Below are 13,987 nucleotides of genomic sequence, written 5' to 3' on the forward strand. Positions count from 1 at the left end.
ATGAATAACAAATACACAACATTATTAATATTTTTACTGATTGTACAATTAGGCTTTTCTCAAGCTAAAATATCAGGTAAAGTTATAGATACTGAAAAAGTTTCTATAGAAGGCGCAAACATAATTTTAATTAATTCAGCAAAAAAACAAAACGGGGTAACATCAGATTTAGATGGTAATTTTACAATCCAAACTAATGAAACAGGTTCATATAATATTCGTATTACTTATCTAGGTTTTCAACCTTTTACAAAAAAAGTAACAATACTAGCTAATCAAAATATAAATTTAGGAGAAATCGTACTTAAAGAATCATCAGAATCTTTACAGTCTATAGAGGTTGTTGGTCGAATCCGTAAAGATTATAATAGTGATTATTCTTTTTCTGCTACAAAAACGGCAATAAAAAATAAAGAACTTCCACAAGCAGTTACCACAGTTACCAAAGAGTTAATTTCAGATAGACAAGCTTTTCAGTTAGTAGATGCTGTAAAAACTGTAAGTAATGTTTCTGCAACAGGTATTTACAACCATTATAATATTAGAGGTATAACTCAAGCAGATGATGGACAGGTAGTTAACGGAATGCGTACACGTCAATACTACTTTTTACAACCTATTACTTCACATTTAGAAAGAGTGGAAGTTATTAAAGGGCCATCATCAGTTACGTTTTCTAGTGCAGATCCAGGTGGTACAGTAAATATGGTAACCAAAAAGCCTTTGGATGAAAAACGTAGCGAAGTATCTGCAACAACAGGTAGTTTTGGTACGTTTAGAGCAACAGCTGACTTTACTGGACCTTTAAATGAAGAAAAAACATTATTATATCGTTTAAATGCAGCTTACCAAGATGCAGATTCATTTAGAGATGTTGTAAATAACAATGCAATTTTATTTGCACCTTCATTAAGTTATGTTCCAAATGAGAGTACATCATTAAATGTAGAAATGATTTATAATAACTCTGAAGGTAATTTAGATAGAGGACAACCTATTTTTGGTGCCATTAATGGCGAATATGATATTAATAGTACGCCAATTACTATGAATGTTGGTGCGTCTAATGACCATTATAAAACCAAGGAGCTAACCTTTATGGCTAGCTTTAACAAAAAGTTTACAGATAACTTTGGTTTTAATGCACAATACATGAAGCAAACTTGGGATGAAGATTTAGCAGAACACAGAGTTGGTGGAACAATGGTTGATATTGATGGCAACGTAATAACTACGCTTGCAAGATTAAGATACGATGAAAGGCAACAATTTTGGCAGACAGATAATTTTAGTGCTTATTTTAATTACGATATTAAAAAAGGAAATATAACCAATAAGTTTTTAGTTGGATATGATGCCACACGTTGGGAAAGAAAAACTGGAGCTGGTTGGTTTAGAGCTAGAAGATATTTAACTGTAAATGGAGGGCAAGCAAATTACGATCCATCAAATCCAGATAACTATGTGCAAATGACAATAGATGGTGTAACAATGCCTGTACCAGCTGCTGCGTATTTTGATTTAGAAAATCCTTTTAATGGTGCTAGAGATGTAAGTAATTATGCTACTTCTAATTTATCACAATATTTACCTGCAAATTTAACTACTTCAGATGGTATTTATATTCAAAATCAATTTAAGATTGGTAAGTTTTCTGCATTACTAAATTTAAGATACGAATGGTTTAAAGATATTTTTGATTATGAAGGTGATGAAGAAGCTTTTAAAACAAGTGCTTTTGTACCTAGAATTGGTTTAACTTACGAAATAAGTGATAAAATTAGTGCTTATGTAACTTATTTAGAAGGTTTTCAGCCTCACACAAATACAGTATCATTGTCTTCAACTGCAGAAGGTTTCTTTTGGTCAGCATCGCCAAGTAAGTTTGATCCTTTAGAAAGTAGCTTAAAAGAAATTGGTGCTAAAGGAGAATTTTTGAATGGAAAAGTATTTGCAAACATTGCTTTTTTTGATATCATTCAAAAGAATATTTTGTTTGGAGATACTTATGATTTAGAAAATTTAACTACAAGAGGAGAACAACGTAGTAAAGGTTTTGAAATGGATATTTCTGGTTATGTTTCTCCAAATTTTCAATTAACAGCTTCTTATGGTTATAATGATGCAAAAATAGTAGAAGATGCTATAGAAGAGTTTGTTGGAGAACGTATTGGAGGTGCTCCAAAACACAATTTTAATTTTTGGGGACGTTATGATTTTACAAGCAAAAATTTAAGAGGTATTGGTGTTGGTTTGGGAGCTCAGTTTGTAGATAAAAAATATACTTGGTACAATCCAACATATGCTACAGATAGAGTTTTATTACCAGAATACACAGTATTTGATGCTGCTGTTTATTACAAACCAAATAATACAGGTGTTCAATTAACACTAAAAGTAAATAATTTATTTAATAGTACTTATTGGTTAGGTGGCTTAAATCCATCAAGATTAGGCCCTGGAGCTCCAAGAAATGTACTGTTAAATGCTACTTATAATTTCTAATTTTTATGAAAAAAGAAGTTGTTATTTTAATAGCAAAACAATTTTTTAAAAAGACCTTTCATCAAAAAGGTCTTTTTATTCTATTGTTTATTTTTCTAGCAGTTTTAGCGTATGTAACCACTAATAGTTGGCTTGCTTTTGATGAGCATGAACATGTTGTTGAACATCATCAAGATGAATCAAGAAAAAGCTGGGATAATAATCCTGATAAGCATCCTCATAGAATGGCACATTTTGGATCATTTGTGTTTCGTGCACAACATCCATTAAGTATTTTTGATTCTGGTATAGAAAGTTATACTGGTAATGCCATTTTTTTAGAAGCGCATAAGCAGCATACAGCTAACTTTTCTGAAGCAAGTTTATCAACAGGCTTAGTTCGTTTTGGCGATTTAAACATTACCATGTTGTTGCAACTTATTTTACCTTTAATTATCTTTTTTTTAGGATATGCTGCAATTACATCAGAAAAAGAAAACGGAACTTTAAAAATTATACATATACAGGGTGCAAAAATTAAAGAAATTCTTTTAGGAAAATCTTTGGGTTTGTTCTTTGTTTCGGCAATTTTCTTTTTACCAGCATTTATTGCTCTATGGAGTATTGGCTTTTTAGAGAATCATAATCTAGAGAATTCAGTAGCCATAAGATCTTTATTGATTACACTAAGCTATATTTTGTTTTACATGATTTTATGTTGTGTAACTGTAATTATATCTGGTAAAAGTCAGAACTCTAATAAGGCATTATTAAGTTTACTAGGTATTTGGTTGTTGTTTTTTATAATTATTCCTAAAATGGCTCAAGTTGTAGGAAATTCTGTGTACCCAAACCTTTCTAAAATAGCATTTAAAGCGGCTGTTGAAGAAGAAATTTCTAAAAAAGGAGACAGCCACAATCCAGATGATCCTTATTTTAATAGTTTACGAGATTCTATTTTAAAAGTATATAACGTTACAAATGTTAAAGATTTACCGATTAATTATAGTGGTTTTGTAATGAGTAAAGGGGAAGAGCAATCTGCCATAATTTATAATAAACAGCACAATAAGTTAATAGATACTTATAAAAAACAAAACAGTATTACCAACGGTTTGGTCATATTTAATCCTTACTTGGCAATTAAGAATTTATCGATGAGTTTTTCTGGTACAGATTTTAATACATATGTAAGTTTTTTATCACAAACAGAAGATTACAGATATAAACAATCTCAATATATGAATGAACTACAGATGAAGTTCATTAGCAATAAAGCTACAAGTAGCGAGGGTAAAATTAATGTGATAGATAAGTCTTACTGGAAAACTGTGCCTAAATTTAACTATGAATATATATCTATAAGTAAAACAATTAGTACACAATTACCGGCAATTATTGCCCTTGTTTTTTGGTTGTTATTTATGCTGTTATTTATAACAAAATATTCTAATCTTTTTAAAATCATCTAATTATGTATACAATATTAATCAAACAATTTTTTAGATCTAAAACGGTTTTATTGGCTTTTGTTATATTGATGGTTTTAGGATTTTTAGGTATTGGAACAGGAAAACAATTTCTAAATCAAAAGCAAGAAGTAATTGCTAAAACAAAAGTAGAGCAAGAGAAACATATAAAAACTCAAACCAATCTTCATAAAGACGATTTAGGACTGTTGTTGTATTATTTAAAGTTTTCATTTATTAACCCAGTAAATTCGTTAGCAGGTATATCTATTGGGCAAAGCGATCTAAATTCTCACATACAAAATGTAACAATTTTAAATCTTGAAGGACAAAAATATGATACAGACTTAGTTAACCCTATGAAATTAAGTGTTGGTAATTTAGATATTAGTTTTTTAATTATTTTTCTTTTTCCACTGATTATAATTGCTTTAAATTTTAATATTTTATCACAAGAAGAGGAGAATGGTACTTGGAAGTTAATAACGATTCAAGGAAAATCTACTTTTAAATTTTTATTACAAAAAATAGCATTAAGAGTAATTTTTGTAGCAATAATTTTAGGGCTATTATTCTTTTTAGCTAAAATTATTTTAGAAATTCCTTTTGATAGGTCTTTTTTACAAATGATAGTAATGAGTTATTTGTATATATTATTTTGGTTTTCAGTTTGCTTTTTTATCATTTTATTTAGAAAATCGTCAAATACAAATGCAATTGTATTGTTAAGTACTTGGTTGGTCTTGGTTGTTTTTTTACCTGTTTTGGTAAATAACTATATTACCAATACATATCCTGTAGATGAAGCTTTTACAATGACCATTAAGCAAAGAGATGAGTATCATAAAAAATGGGATACTGATAAAAGAGAAACTTTAGATAAATTTTATGCACATTATCCTCAATTTTCTCATTATGAACTACAAGAAGAAGGTTTTTCTTGGTTGTGGTATTATGCAATGCAACAAATGGGCGATGATGAGTCTAAGCAAGAAAGAGACGAAATGTATCTTAAAATCGAAAAAAGAGAATCGTTAAGTAAAAAGATTGCACAATTTTTTCCGCCATTACAAGTACAATTATCTATGAATGCTATTGCAAATACAAGTTTAACAGATCAAATAGCGTTTTTAAATGCAACAACAAAGTTTCATGAAGATTTGCGCTTGCAATTCTATCCTAAAATCTTTGATAAAAAATCCGCAAACTCCATAGATTGGACTAGGTATAAACCAGTGTTTTATAAATCTAAAACCACTTTTAATCTTTTTGATAATATTCTTTATATGTCTTGTATTATAATATTATTAATAGGTTTTGGAGTTTTAAAAAACTTAAAGCATTTTACTTAATAATAACTTAAATAGTAGCAACTAAGTTAAACTAAATATAAAAAAAATTGAGTTTGACTTAGTTGTTTAAAAAATTAAAAATGATAATTTTAAAACAAAAATCGGATATTTTAGGAAGCTTTGTAAGTGCTTTATGTTTAATGCATTGTATTGCTACTCCTTTTATTTTTATTGCACAAACAGGTATGAGTGCCTGTTGTTTAAAAACTCCTATTTGGTGGAGTTTTATTGATCTATTTTTTTTAGTAATTTCTTTTTTTTCTATTTATTGGTCTACAAAATTAACCAAAGTAAAATGGATGAAATTTGCGCTATGGATAAGTTGGTTTTTGTTATTTACAGTAGTTATAAATGAAAAAATAGATCTTTTTTACTTACCGGAAGTAACAATATATATACCAGCAATAGCACTGGTAATTTTACATATTTATAATAGAAAATATTGCAAGTGTAATGTTGATAGCTGTTGTGTAAATAAAATTAAATAGTAAAATTATTTTTATGAGTTATCTTTATTTTGAGAATATATTTTAATAGACCTATTTAATTTATGAATCATTCTTTTACGAAGTTTTTCTGGTTTTTGTATTTCTATGGAGTCTCCAAAACCTAAAATTTTCCGTTCTAATTCAAAGTTAATTTGAACTAGAATATTAAAAATTACACCATTATCAGTTCTTTTTATTAATCTTTGTGTATGATGAAATGGTTTTGTAATTACATAGGGAGCATTATGTTTATCAATCCAAAATTGAATTCTTTGAGGTCGAGTATTTGCAACAGTAGCTCCAATTACATCTTTATAATATTCATCACCATCAATTTGTAAATCATTGTATTCAGCAGTTTCTTCTTTAATAATATTAGAAATTCTATCAAGCGCAAGTGTTATAAATTGTTTTTTATGTGTAGCTAATAAAAACCATCTGTTATTATATTCTTTTAGTAATTGAGGATGAAGCCTCATATCACTAGGGTTTCGAGCTTTAAAAGATTGATATGTAATTCTTATAACCTTTTTATTTTGAATAGCTTCATAAATTGGATCTATGTATTCAAGTCCTTTTAATTGCTCATTTTTATCTAAATGAATAATAGCTCTTTTATCTTTTTGTGATGAATATACAGAATCTTCTAAACGCTGTAAAACACCATCCATTTCTTTAAATAAAGAGAAATCTTTAAATTGGCGTAAAACCTGTATAGCTTCATTCATAATCTTTACATCATTGTCCGTTACAGGAATATTTTTGATACTATATCCTTCTTCTGCATAATGATAATATTTACGTTCATACACTTCAATAGGTGCATTATAACCCAATTTATCACTTCTCATTAATTGAATATCTAATTGAATAGTTCGTTTGCTTACATACACGTCTTTTCCTTCGTATTCATATAAAGCATCAGAGCAAGCATCAATTAAATTATCTAAAGTCCAGCGTTTACCTGTATTTCGTAGACATTGGTCAATTGTTTTATATCTTATTAAAGCGTTTTTATTAGAAGCCATTGTAAATAATTTTAATAAAAATAATAATTAATTTTAACTGCGCAAAATGATTGCGTATTTATGTAAGATGTTTGTATCAGAATTATAAGAAAGAATATTCTTTCAAAGAAAAAATCGCTCTGTAAAACAAGGAGTTTAGAGAGCTTAAAAATTAGAAAATGGAAAATAAAATGAAAATATCAGGAAAAGAAATTATTACATTAGGGTTTAAATCTGGAAAATGGTTTCCAGAAGCAATTGAATTTATCAACAAAAATGAATTGTCAAAAGTTGAAATGTTGGAATATTTAGAGCAATTTAAAACGGAACCAACTATTGATTTATTAGAAAATCCTGCGGATGTAATTATCAATATAAAAGCTGAAAACGAATTAGAAGCAATTAATGTAAATGCAGTTACTGCATCTATGGAAACATTAATGAAAACACCAACTGTTGTAAATGGTGCAATTATGCCTGATGCTTGTCCAACAGGATCAAAAGGAACTATTCCTGTTGGTGGAATTGTAGTTGCAAAAAATGCAATTCATCCAGGAATGCATTCTGCAGATATTTGTTGTTCTGTAATGTTAACCGATTTTGGAAAGGCAAATCCAAAAGATGTTTTAGATGCAGCCCACAGTATAACACATTTTGGACCAGGAGGAAGAGATAGAAATACTCAGTTTCGTCTACCTACTGATTTATTAGCCGAGATTGAAGCGAATCCTTTTTTAAACAATCAAAAATGTATTTCTGCTGCAAGAACTCACTTAGGTACACAAGGTGATGGAAATCACTTTCTGTTTGTTGGAAAATCTAAGAACACAGGTAATACCATGTTAATTACACATCATGGAAGTAGAGGTTTTGGCGCTAATTTGTATAGTAGAGGAATGTATATTGCTGAACAATTTAGGAAAGAATTATCACCAGAAACTTTAAAACAAAATGCTTGGATTCCTTTTGATACAGAAGAAGGAAAAAATTATTGGGAAGCCTTACAAATTATAAGAAAATGGACAAAGTTAAATCATGAGGTTTTGCACGATGCAACGTTAGAAAAATTAGCAATAGAAAAGGAAAATAGATTTTGGAATGAGCATAATTTTGTATTTAAAGATGGAGATTTGTTTTACCATGCAAAAGGCGCAACTCCTTTAGACTCTAAATTTATGCCAGATATTACAGGTCCTAGATTAATACCGTTAAACATGAGCGAACCTGTTTTAATTGTGGAAGGAAAAACAACAGAAACTAATTTAGGTTTTGCGCCACATGGAGCAGGACGAAATGTAAGTAGAACACAACATAGAAAAAGTAAAACAGGAACCATTCAAGAGATTTTTGAAGAAGAAACGAAAGGATTAGACGTTAGATTTTTTTCTAAAGAGATAGATATTACCGAATTGCCATCTGCTTATAAAAATGCAGAAAACGTTAGAAATCAAATGGAAGAATTTGGTTTAGGTAAAGTTATTGATGAAGTGTTACCTTACGGTTGTATTATGGCTGGTGACTGGAAAAAGAACGCGCCTTGGAAAAAGCGCAGAAGAAATAGAAAATAATGGAAAGTGAAATAAGAAAGAGTATAGAAAAGGAATTACTAATAATTAAAAATTTCTTAAAAAATGAATTTACAATAAATCAAAATTCTAACTTTCCAATAAATAATTCTAAAGTTAGTTTTGTTGCCGAAGAAAATTATATAAAGTTTGAGTTAATTTTAAAAGATAAAGTTAGTTCTAAAAAATCAACTTTTAAAAAGTTAGGCTTTGACGAAAGTTTTGAAGTTTTTTCTTTAAAGCAAAAGTATATAATTCCTAAAGAAAGTGTTTTTTATTTTAAAGGAAAATCATTTGTCGAAAGCAAAAAAATAATTGGGAGATTAAGAGAAGTCTATAATTCTAACTTTCCAGTAAAAAAGAACTCATATTATAAGGCTATATATAAGATTAGTAAAGATCATATTACTACACTTTTTAGCAGTAAAAGTTATTCTTGTGATAAAACATTTTATGGTTCAGGATTGGTACAAATTAATGTTCAAGATGTTTCATATCAAATATATAGCCATAATGACAAAAATGAAAACTATATTGTAATTGAGAATTTAGGCGAAACTAATTTTAAGAATTTTAAATTTGACATTGATTCTATTATTAAAATACTTGCATTCATTACTGGAAATTGGTATCAAAAAGAAAGGTTTATTTTTTCTACAGAAAATGGTGTTGGAGAAGAATTATTTTATGAATCATTACAAGATTCTATAATTACTGAAAAGGAAATAATTAATCCTAAAGAATTTAGAAGTTTTATTAATAATTCTTTTAATAATGATTATAAATTAACCTCAGCATTATTTCCTGAAAAATCATTATCTAATCTTGTTAATAACCTTAAATTAAATCAAGAAATAGAAAGAACAATAGATTTGTTAATCGAAGCGAATGGAATTGAATCGCCTATAATTAGATGTTCTATATATTTTGTTGCACTTGAAACAATTGTAGGAATTATTCATAAGAAAAATAAAGATTTTTTTAAACCAATAAAAAATATAAATGAATTAAATAATATAAAGAATGAATTATTACTTTCTTTAAAGGATAACAAAAATGAAGTTTTAGAACAAGAGTATGAAATTTTGTTTAAAAAATTGAATCACTTAAATTCTCCAGCTAATAAAGATATTTTTATTTTAGCTTATGATTTTTTTAATATAGATCTACCAAAAAGGCTAAAAGACGTTCTATCAAGTAGAAATAAATTTTTGCATGGTAAAACTCCATTTAAAGAGGATTCAATTAAAGATAAACTACCTGAATTAAATTTATATGCACACAGAGTACATCTTTTAGTAGCAATTCTCATTTTAAAATATTCAGGATATAAAGGACATATAAAAAACAGAGCAGCTTATGATTTAGTTAGTCAAGAATATTATTCTGAAGTCAAATTTGAAGAAGACATAGGTCAAAATGATAATGTTTATTATAAAATATAATTCTATCTTTGCACCACAATAAAACGTAAAAAACAAAAGTAATAACCTATGAACATATATAAATCACATAAAACGGGCGCTAAACTGCGACTTTTTTGGTCGATGTTTTAGGTAAAAAACTTTTAAAAGATAGTAAAAGCGTCCAAAATTAATTTTTTGGACGCTTTTTTTTATGATTTTTTTCAAAAACCAATAGATGCCAATACATCGTGTAAGTTTTAGCTACATATCAAACAATCAAAGAGTTATCTAAACTCACAATATCTGCACAATGGCGGACAAGAATTTTATTGCTTAAAAATAATGTAAAACTTTGATTATCAATCAAATAAATTAAAATTTTATTTGTTTAATTAAAAAATACGTTATAGGTTTGCATCGCAATAAAGCAACAAATAATATTAAAACGAAGTATAATGTTCAACAATCAATTAACAAAAAACATACAAAGAGAACCAGGTTCTTTTTATTGTTTACTTCGCGACTTTCACAAACATAAATAGTAAACGCTATATATATGAAAAGTCCGAAGTTGTAAACTTTCGGACTTTTTTTATGGTTATTTTTTCCTAAAGATTTTCCGAAGTACGATTTAAAAGTTATGGAATCAACCAAAAGTTGGATTCTATAGAATTAAACATCTCAAAATTAAATCATGGGAAATAAATTAAAAGGAAAAGACCTTATAAAATTAGGCTTTCCAAAGAACAATAGTATCAATATTGCTTTAGGTCAAATCAATAGATATCGTAAAAAAGAAAAGAAAGAACGCATTTTAGAAGAAGCGAAGCAGGTGCTTTTAGAACCAGAAAGATTTCAAGGAAATGCCATTTGGGGAAAAGTTGTTGAGGGGTTAATAAAACCAGTAGAAGTAAGATTTCATCAATTAAAAAACACAAGAGCTCCTTTTACAATCTATGGCGAAAACGAAATTGATGACCAGGCAAAATATCAATTGTATGATGCTTTAAAATTACCAATTGCGGTGCAAGGTGCTTTAATGCCAGACGCACACTCAGGTTACGGTTTGCCAATTGGCGGGGTGTTGGCAACAGATAATGTGGTAATACCTTATGGAGTTGGTGTAGATATTGGTTGTAGAATGTGTTTAACAATCTATCCAATAAAAGCATCTTATTTAAAAGGAAAGCGACATCAGTTAGAAAACATCTTGTCTGAGCATACAAAATTCGGAATGAGAGAAACGCACAAAATAAAACACGATCATGAAATATTTGAACGTACTGAGTTTAAAGATATTCCGTTACTAAAACGCTTAAAAATAAAAGCCTTTCAACAATTAGGGACATCTGGAGGCGGAAATCATTTTGTAGAGTTTGGTGTTGTAAATATTACAGAACCAAACAACGAGTTTAATGTGCCAGTTGGTGAATATGTAGGTCTATTGACTCACAGTGGAAGCCGTGGTTTAGGCGCAAATATTGCAAAACATTATACGTATTTGGCAACAAAACAATGTCCTTTACCTAAAAATGTACAGCATTTAGCGTGGTTAGATTTAAACACGCACGACGGACAGGAATATTGGTTGGCAATGAATTTAGCAGGTGATTATGCCAAAGCTTGTCATGATGATATTCATAAACGAATAGGAAAATTGTTAGGAGCAAAACCAGTTGCAAAAATTGAGAATCATCACAATTTTGCATGGAAAGAACAAGTAAATGGAATAGAAAGAATAGTACATAGAAAAGGTGCAACTCCTGCAAATAAAGGGCAATTAGGTATTATTCCAGGTTCTATGACGGCTCCGGGATATATTGTTAGAGGCTTAGGTAATACAGGAAGTATCAACTCAGCTTCACATGGTGCAGGGCGTTTATTTTCACGAAGAAAGTGTAAAGAAAAATTTACTAATAGTGAAATTAAACATCAATTAAAAATGAATGATGTAAGTCTTATAGGTGGTGGAATAGATGAAGCTCCAATGGCATATAAAGACATTAAAAAAGTAATGGCAAATCAGCAAGAATTGGTAGAGGTGTTAGGAACATTTACACCAAAGATTGTAAGAATGGACAAATAATTATGGAAACAAAAATAATACAATTTACTGCAGCAAAAGGACCAGCAGAATGTGCTTGGGTTGTTGCCAAAGTGCTAAAATTATTCTTAAAAGAATTGATAAACAATAAGATTGCGTATCAAATTATTCATAAAGAAAACGGAATAGAAAATGGCACAGTACAATCTGTCAGTTTAGAAATTAAAGGAAAGCAACTTCCTGTGTTTTTAAACGATTGGTTGGGCTCAATTCAATGGATTGGAACATCAATATTTAGAAAATATAATAAACGTAAAAATTGGTTTATTGGATGTTATGAGTTGCATCAATTTCAACAAAAAAATATCCATGAAAATGAAATTCAATTTCAAGCTATTCGCAGTTCTGGTGCTGGAGGGCAACATGTAAACAAGGTGAGTTCTGCAATAAGAGCAAAACATATCCCTACAGGAACTCAAGTTTTGGTTATGGATAGTCGTTCTCAACATCAAAATAAAAAGATAGCAATAGAACGATTAAAAGAAAAAATTAGGGTACACAATACGAATCAATTAAAAATATCTGTAAAAAATGAATGGGAGAACCATTTGAGTTTAGAAAGAGGCAATCCGGTAAGAATATTTACAGGTTCAGATTTTAAACAAAAAAAGAAAGAGAAATTTTTTAAAGCAACACGTAATCAATTAAAAAACGATTTACGAAAACAAATAAAATAAAATAAAATGGGGACATTAACAAACAACTATGTTTTTAAAGCATTAGAAAACTACCCTTACGATTTAGAAGAAGTAATGGAGGCGTTAAATTATGCTTTATCTTATGATGATAAAAACACTATGGCTTTAACCTTGATGGGAAGAGTGTATGCAGAAAAATTATACAAATATGATGAAGCAATTTTGTACTACAAAGAGGTTTTATCAGTAAATATTAATGCATTTGAAGTGTATTCGCATTACATTAATGTGCTTTTATGGAATGAAGATGTAAAAGATGCTGAAGATTTTATAGATTTTGCATTAACAGTAAAAGGATCTGACAAAGCCATGTTATACTCAAAAAAAGCAGTTTTGAATGAACAGTTGAAAGAATATAAAATAGCTTTAAGTTTTATAAAACAAGCAAGAGTGTACGCCTTTAATTCGGAATTTATTGAAACTATTAATGATCAAAAAGTTAGAATCAAAGGAAAAATGTCAAAGAAAAAGAATAATAAAGCATCAAAAAAGAATAAAAAAAACTAAGAAAAAGTAAAATAAATTATACTACGCAGATAGATTACGTAGTATGATATAATATTTGTAGTGTAATTATGAAAAAAATTGCATATAAATGTGGGAAAATTGCAAAATAGTAGAGTAGTGCCTCACTTTAACAAGGAGTAAAGTGAGGTTAATTAAAAGTTCATTAAAATAAAGGAAGTGTTGAGCAATTGGTTGGCTCGTCAGACTGAAATGAGTTTGCTAATTCAACGAAACCGATTTAAAAAAATAGTTTCATTGAGTTAAAATCTGATTTTATTATAAATGTGTAGGTTCGAGTCCTACCACTTCTACATCAAGCAAGTCTTGTTGTGTGTTTCTGTATAGCACCATTGTATAAATCCGTACAGTTTTGTATTCGGTTTTTATATGCAACTAGCCTTGAAGGTTTTGATTATTCACCAAAAAATAATCGTAACTCTATGTACGAAGGTTCGAATCCTTCCATAACGAAAGTTATGTAGCTCAGTTCGGTTAAAGCAATAGAAAAAGTACGTGGGTTCGAATCCCACTATCCTAAAGGATATGGCGGAGTGGTCAAACGCAGTAGACTGATAATCTATTAACTATGGTAAGCCTCACGGCGAGTCGGTTCGATTCCGACCTCATGACTTGAGTAAAGTCCCTTAAGCTCATCATCTTGTAAAACTGATGAACAAAAAAGAAAACGATATGTTTTAATGTGTTTTTTAATAAACACTCAAAAATGTACTTGAAGTTTTTAATTGTTACTATAGAAAGTAATGGTTTTTTATAAATCAGTTGATTTCATTTATGATTTTAATCCATTTTTAAAAAAGAATTATAACCTATTTTTTTCAATAAAGGTTTTCGTTAGTTGATGAGCATTTCAACGTATCGTTTTTAAATAAAAAGAACATATTTCTCC

General features: G+C 28.9%; 10 protein-coding genes and 3 tRNA genes. 12 read left to right on the top strand and 1 reads right to left on the bottom strand.

All coding sequences use genetic code 11. The annotated features are described in order from the left end of the window. From Q0733_RS03500 to Q0733_RS03515, 4 genes are all read left to right on the top strand, one after another. The gene (locus Q0733_RS03500; RefSeq protein ID WP_298779015.1) at positions 1 to 2,505 is read left to right on the top strand and encodes a TonB-dependent receptor; all 2,505 of its coding nucleotides are present in this window, start codon (positions 1 to 3) and stop codon (positions 2,503 to 2,505) included. Positions 2,506 to 2,510: 5 nt separating this feature from the next. Then, a complete protein-coding gene (locus Q0733_RS03505) occupies positions 2,511 to 3,956 on the top strand; it encodes a DUF3526 domain-containing protein (protein WP_298779017.1) in 1,446 nt (481 codons plus the stop codon). Between the two features lie 2 nt (positions 3,957 to 3,958). Further along, positions 3,959 to 5,305 (top strand): DUF3526 domain-containing protein, encoded by a 1,347-nt coding sequence (locus tag Q0733_RS03510; protein ID WP_298779019.1) that lies wholly within the window; start codon positions 3,959 to 3,961, stop codon positions 5,303 to 5,305. An 80-nt stretch (positions 5,306 to 5,385) separates the two neighbouring features. Further along, positions 5,386 to 5,793, top strand: a complete 408-nt coding sequence (locus Q0733_RS03515; protein ID WP_298779021.1) for a MerC domain-containing protein — start codon at positions 5,386 to 5,388, stop codon at positions 5,791 to 5,793. 11 nt (positions 5,794 to 5,804) lie between these two features. On the opposite strand, the gene Q0733_RS03520 is transcribed toward Q0733_RS03515, so the two are convergent. Beyond that, positions 5,805 to 6,821, bottom strand: a complete 1,017-nt coding sequence (locus Q0733_RS03520; protein ID WP_298779023.1) for a WYL domain-containing protein — start codon at positions 6,819 to 6,821, stop codon at positions 5,805 to 5,807. 170 nt (positions 6,822 to 6,991) lie between these two features. Between Q0733_RS03520 and Q0733_RS03525 the strand changes: the two genes are divergently transcribed. From Q0733_RS03525 to Q0733_RS03560, 8 genes are all read left to right on the top strand, one after another. Then, positions 6,992 to 8,368: an RtcB family protein gene (locus Q0733_RS03525; RefSeq protein WP_298779107.1), complete on the top strand. Its 1,377-nt coding sequence runs from the start codon at positions 6,992 to 6,994 to the stop codon at positions 8,366 to 8,368. Then, positions 8,368 to 9,810 (top strand): hypothetical protein, encoded by a 1,443-nt coding sequence (locus tag Q0733_RS03530; RefSeq protein WP_298779025.1) that lies wholly within the window; start codon positions 8,368 to 8,370, stop codon positions 9,808 to 9,810. Before Q0733_RS03525 ends, Q0733_RS03530 begins: the two co-directional genes overlap by 1 nt. Positions 9,811 to 10,465: 655 nt before the next feature. Next, complete coding sequence (locus tag Q0733_RS03535) at positions 10,466 to 11,857, top strand: RtcB family protein (RefSeq protein WP_298779027.1); 1,392 nt, start codon at positions 10,466 to 10,468, stop codon at positions 11,855 to 11,857. 2 nt (positions 11,858 to 11,859) lie between these two features. Continuing rightward, positions 11,860 to 12,552 (top strand): peptide chain release factor H, encoded by a 693-nt coding sequence (prfH, locus tag Q0733_RS03540; protein ID WP_298779029.1) that lies wholly within the window; start codon positions 11,860 to 11,862, stop codon positions 12,550 to 12,552. A gap of 6 nt (positions 12,553 to 12,558) precedes the next feature. Continuing rightward, entirely contained in the window at positions 12,559 to 13,080 is a 522-nt protein-coding gene (locus Q0733_RS03545; RefSeq protein WP_298779031.1) for a hypothetical protein, read from the top strand. 173 nt (positions 13,081 to 13,253) lie between these two features. Continuing rightward, positions 13,254 to 13,391 (top strand) — tRNA-OTHER (locus Q0733_RS03550). A gap of 159 nt (positions 13,392 to 13,550) precedes the next feature. Beyond that, positions 13,551 to 13,616 (top strand) — tRNA-OTHER (locus Q0733_RS03555). Between the two features lies 1 nt (position 13,617). Further along, positions 13,618 to 13,703: transfer RNA gene (locus tag Q0733_RS03560), tRNA-Ile, on the top strand. The last annotated feature ends 284 nt before the right edge of the window (positions 13,704 to 13,987 follow it).

Source organism: uncultured Polaribacter sp. (assembly GCF_947500975.1).
Taxonomy (GTDB): Bacteria; Bacteroidota; Bacteroidia; order Flavobacteriales; family Flavobacteriaceae; genus Polaribacter.

Excerpts from the sequence above, each read along its gene's own strand:
- Q0733_RS03500 (WP_298779015.1), top strand. The coding sequence starts at position 1 with ATGAATAACAAATACACAACATTATTAATATTTTTACTGATTGTACAA.
- Q0733_RS03505 (WP_298779017.1), top strand. The coding sequence starts at position 2,511 with ATGAAAAAAGAAGTTGTTATTTTAATAGCAAAACAATTTTTTAAAAAG.
- Q0733_RS03510 (WP_298779019.1), top strand. The coding sequence starts at position 3,959 with ATGTATACAATATTAATCAAACAATTTTTTAGATCTAAAACGGTTTTA.
- Q0733_RS03515 (WP_298779021.1), top strand. The coding sequence starts at position 5,386 with ATGATAATTTTAAAACAAAAATCGGATATTTTAGGAAGCTTTGTAAGT.
- Q0733_RS03520 (WP_298779023.1), bottom strand. The coding sequence starts at position 6,821 with ATGGCTTCTAATAAAAACGCTTTAATAAGATATAAAACAATTGACCAA.
- Q0733_RS03525 (WP_298779107.1), top strand. The coding sequence starts at position 6,992 with ATGAAAATATCAGGAAAAGAAATTATTACATTAGGGTTTAAATCTGGA.
- Q0733_RS03530 (WP_298779025.1), top strand. The coding sequence starts at position 8,368 with ATGGAAAGTGAAATAAGAAAGAGTATAGAAAAGGAATTACTAATAATT.
- Q0733_RS03535 (WP_298779027.1), top strand. The coding sequence starts at position 10,466 with ATGGGAAATAAATTAAAAGGAAAAGACCTTATAAAATTAGGCTTTCCA.
- prfH (WP_298779029.1), top strand. The coding sequence starts at position 11,860 with ATGGAAACAAAAATAATACAATTTACTGCAGCAAAAGGACCAGCAGAA.
- Q0733_RS03545 (WP_298779031.1), top strand. The coding sequence starts at position 12,559 with ATGGGGACATTAACAAACAACTATGTTTTTAAAGCATTAGAAAACTAC.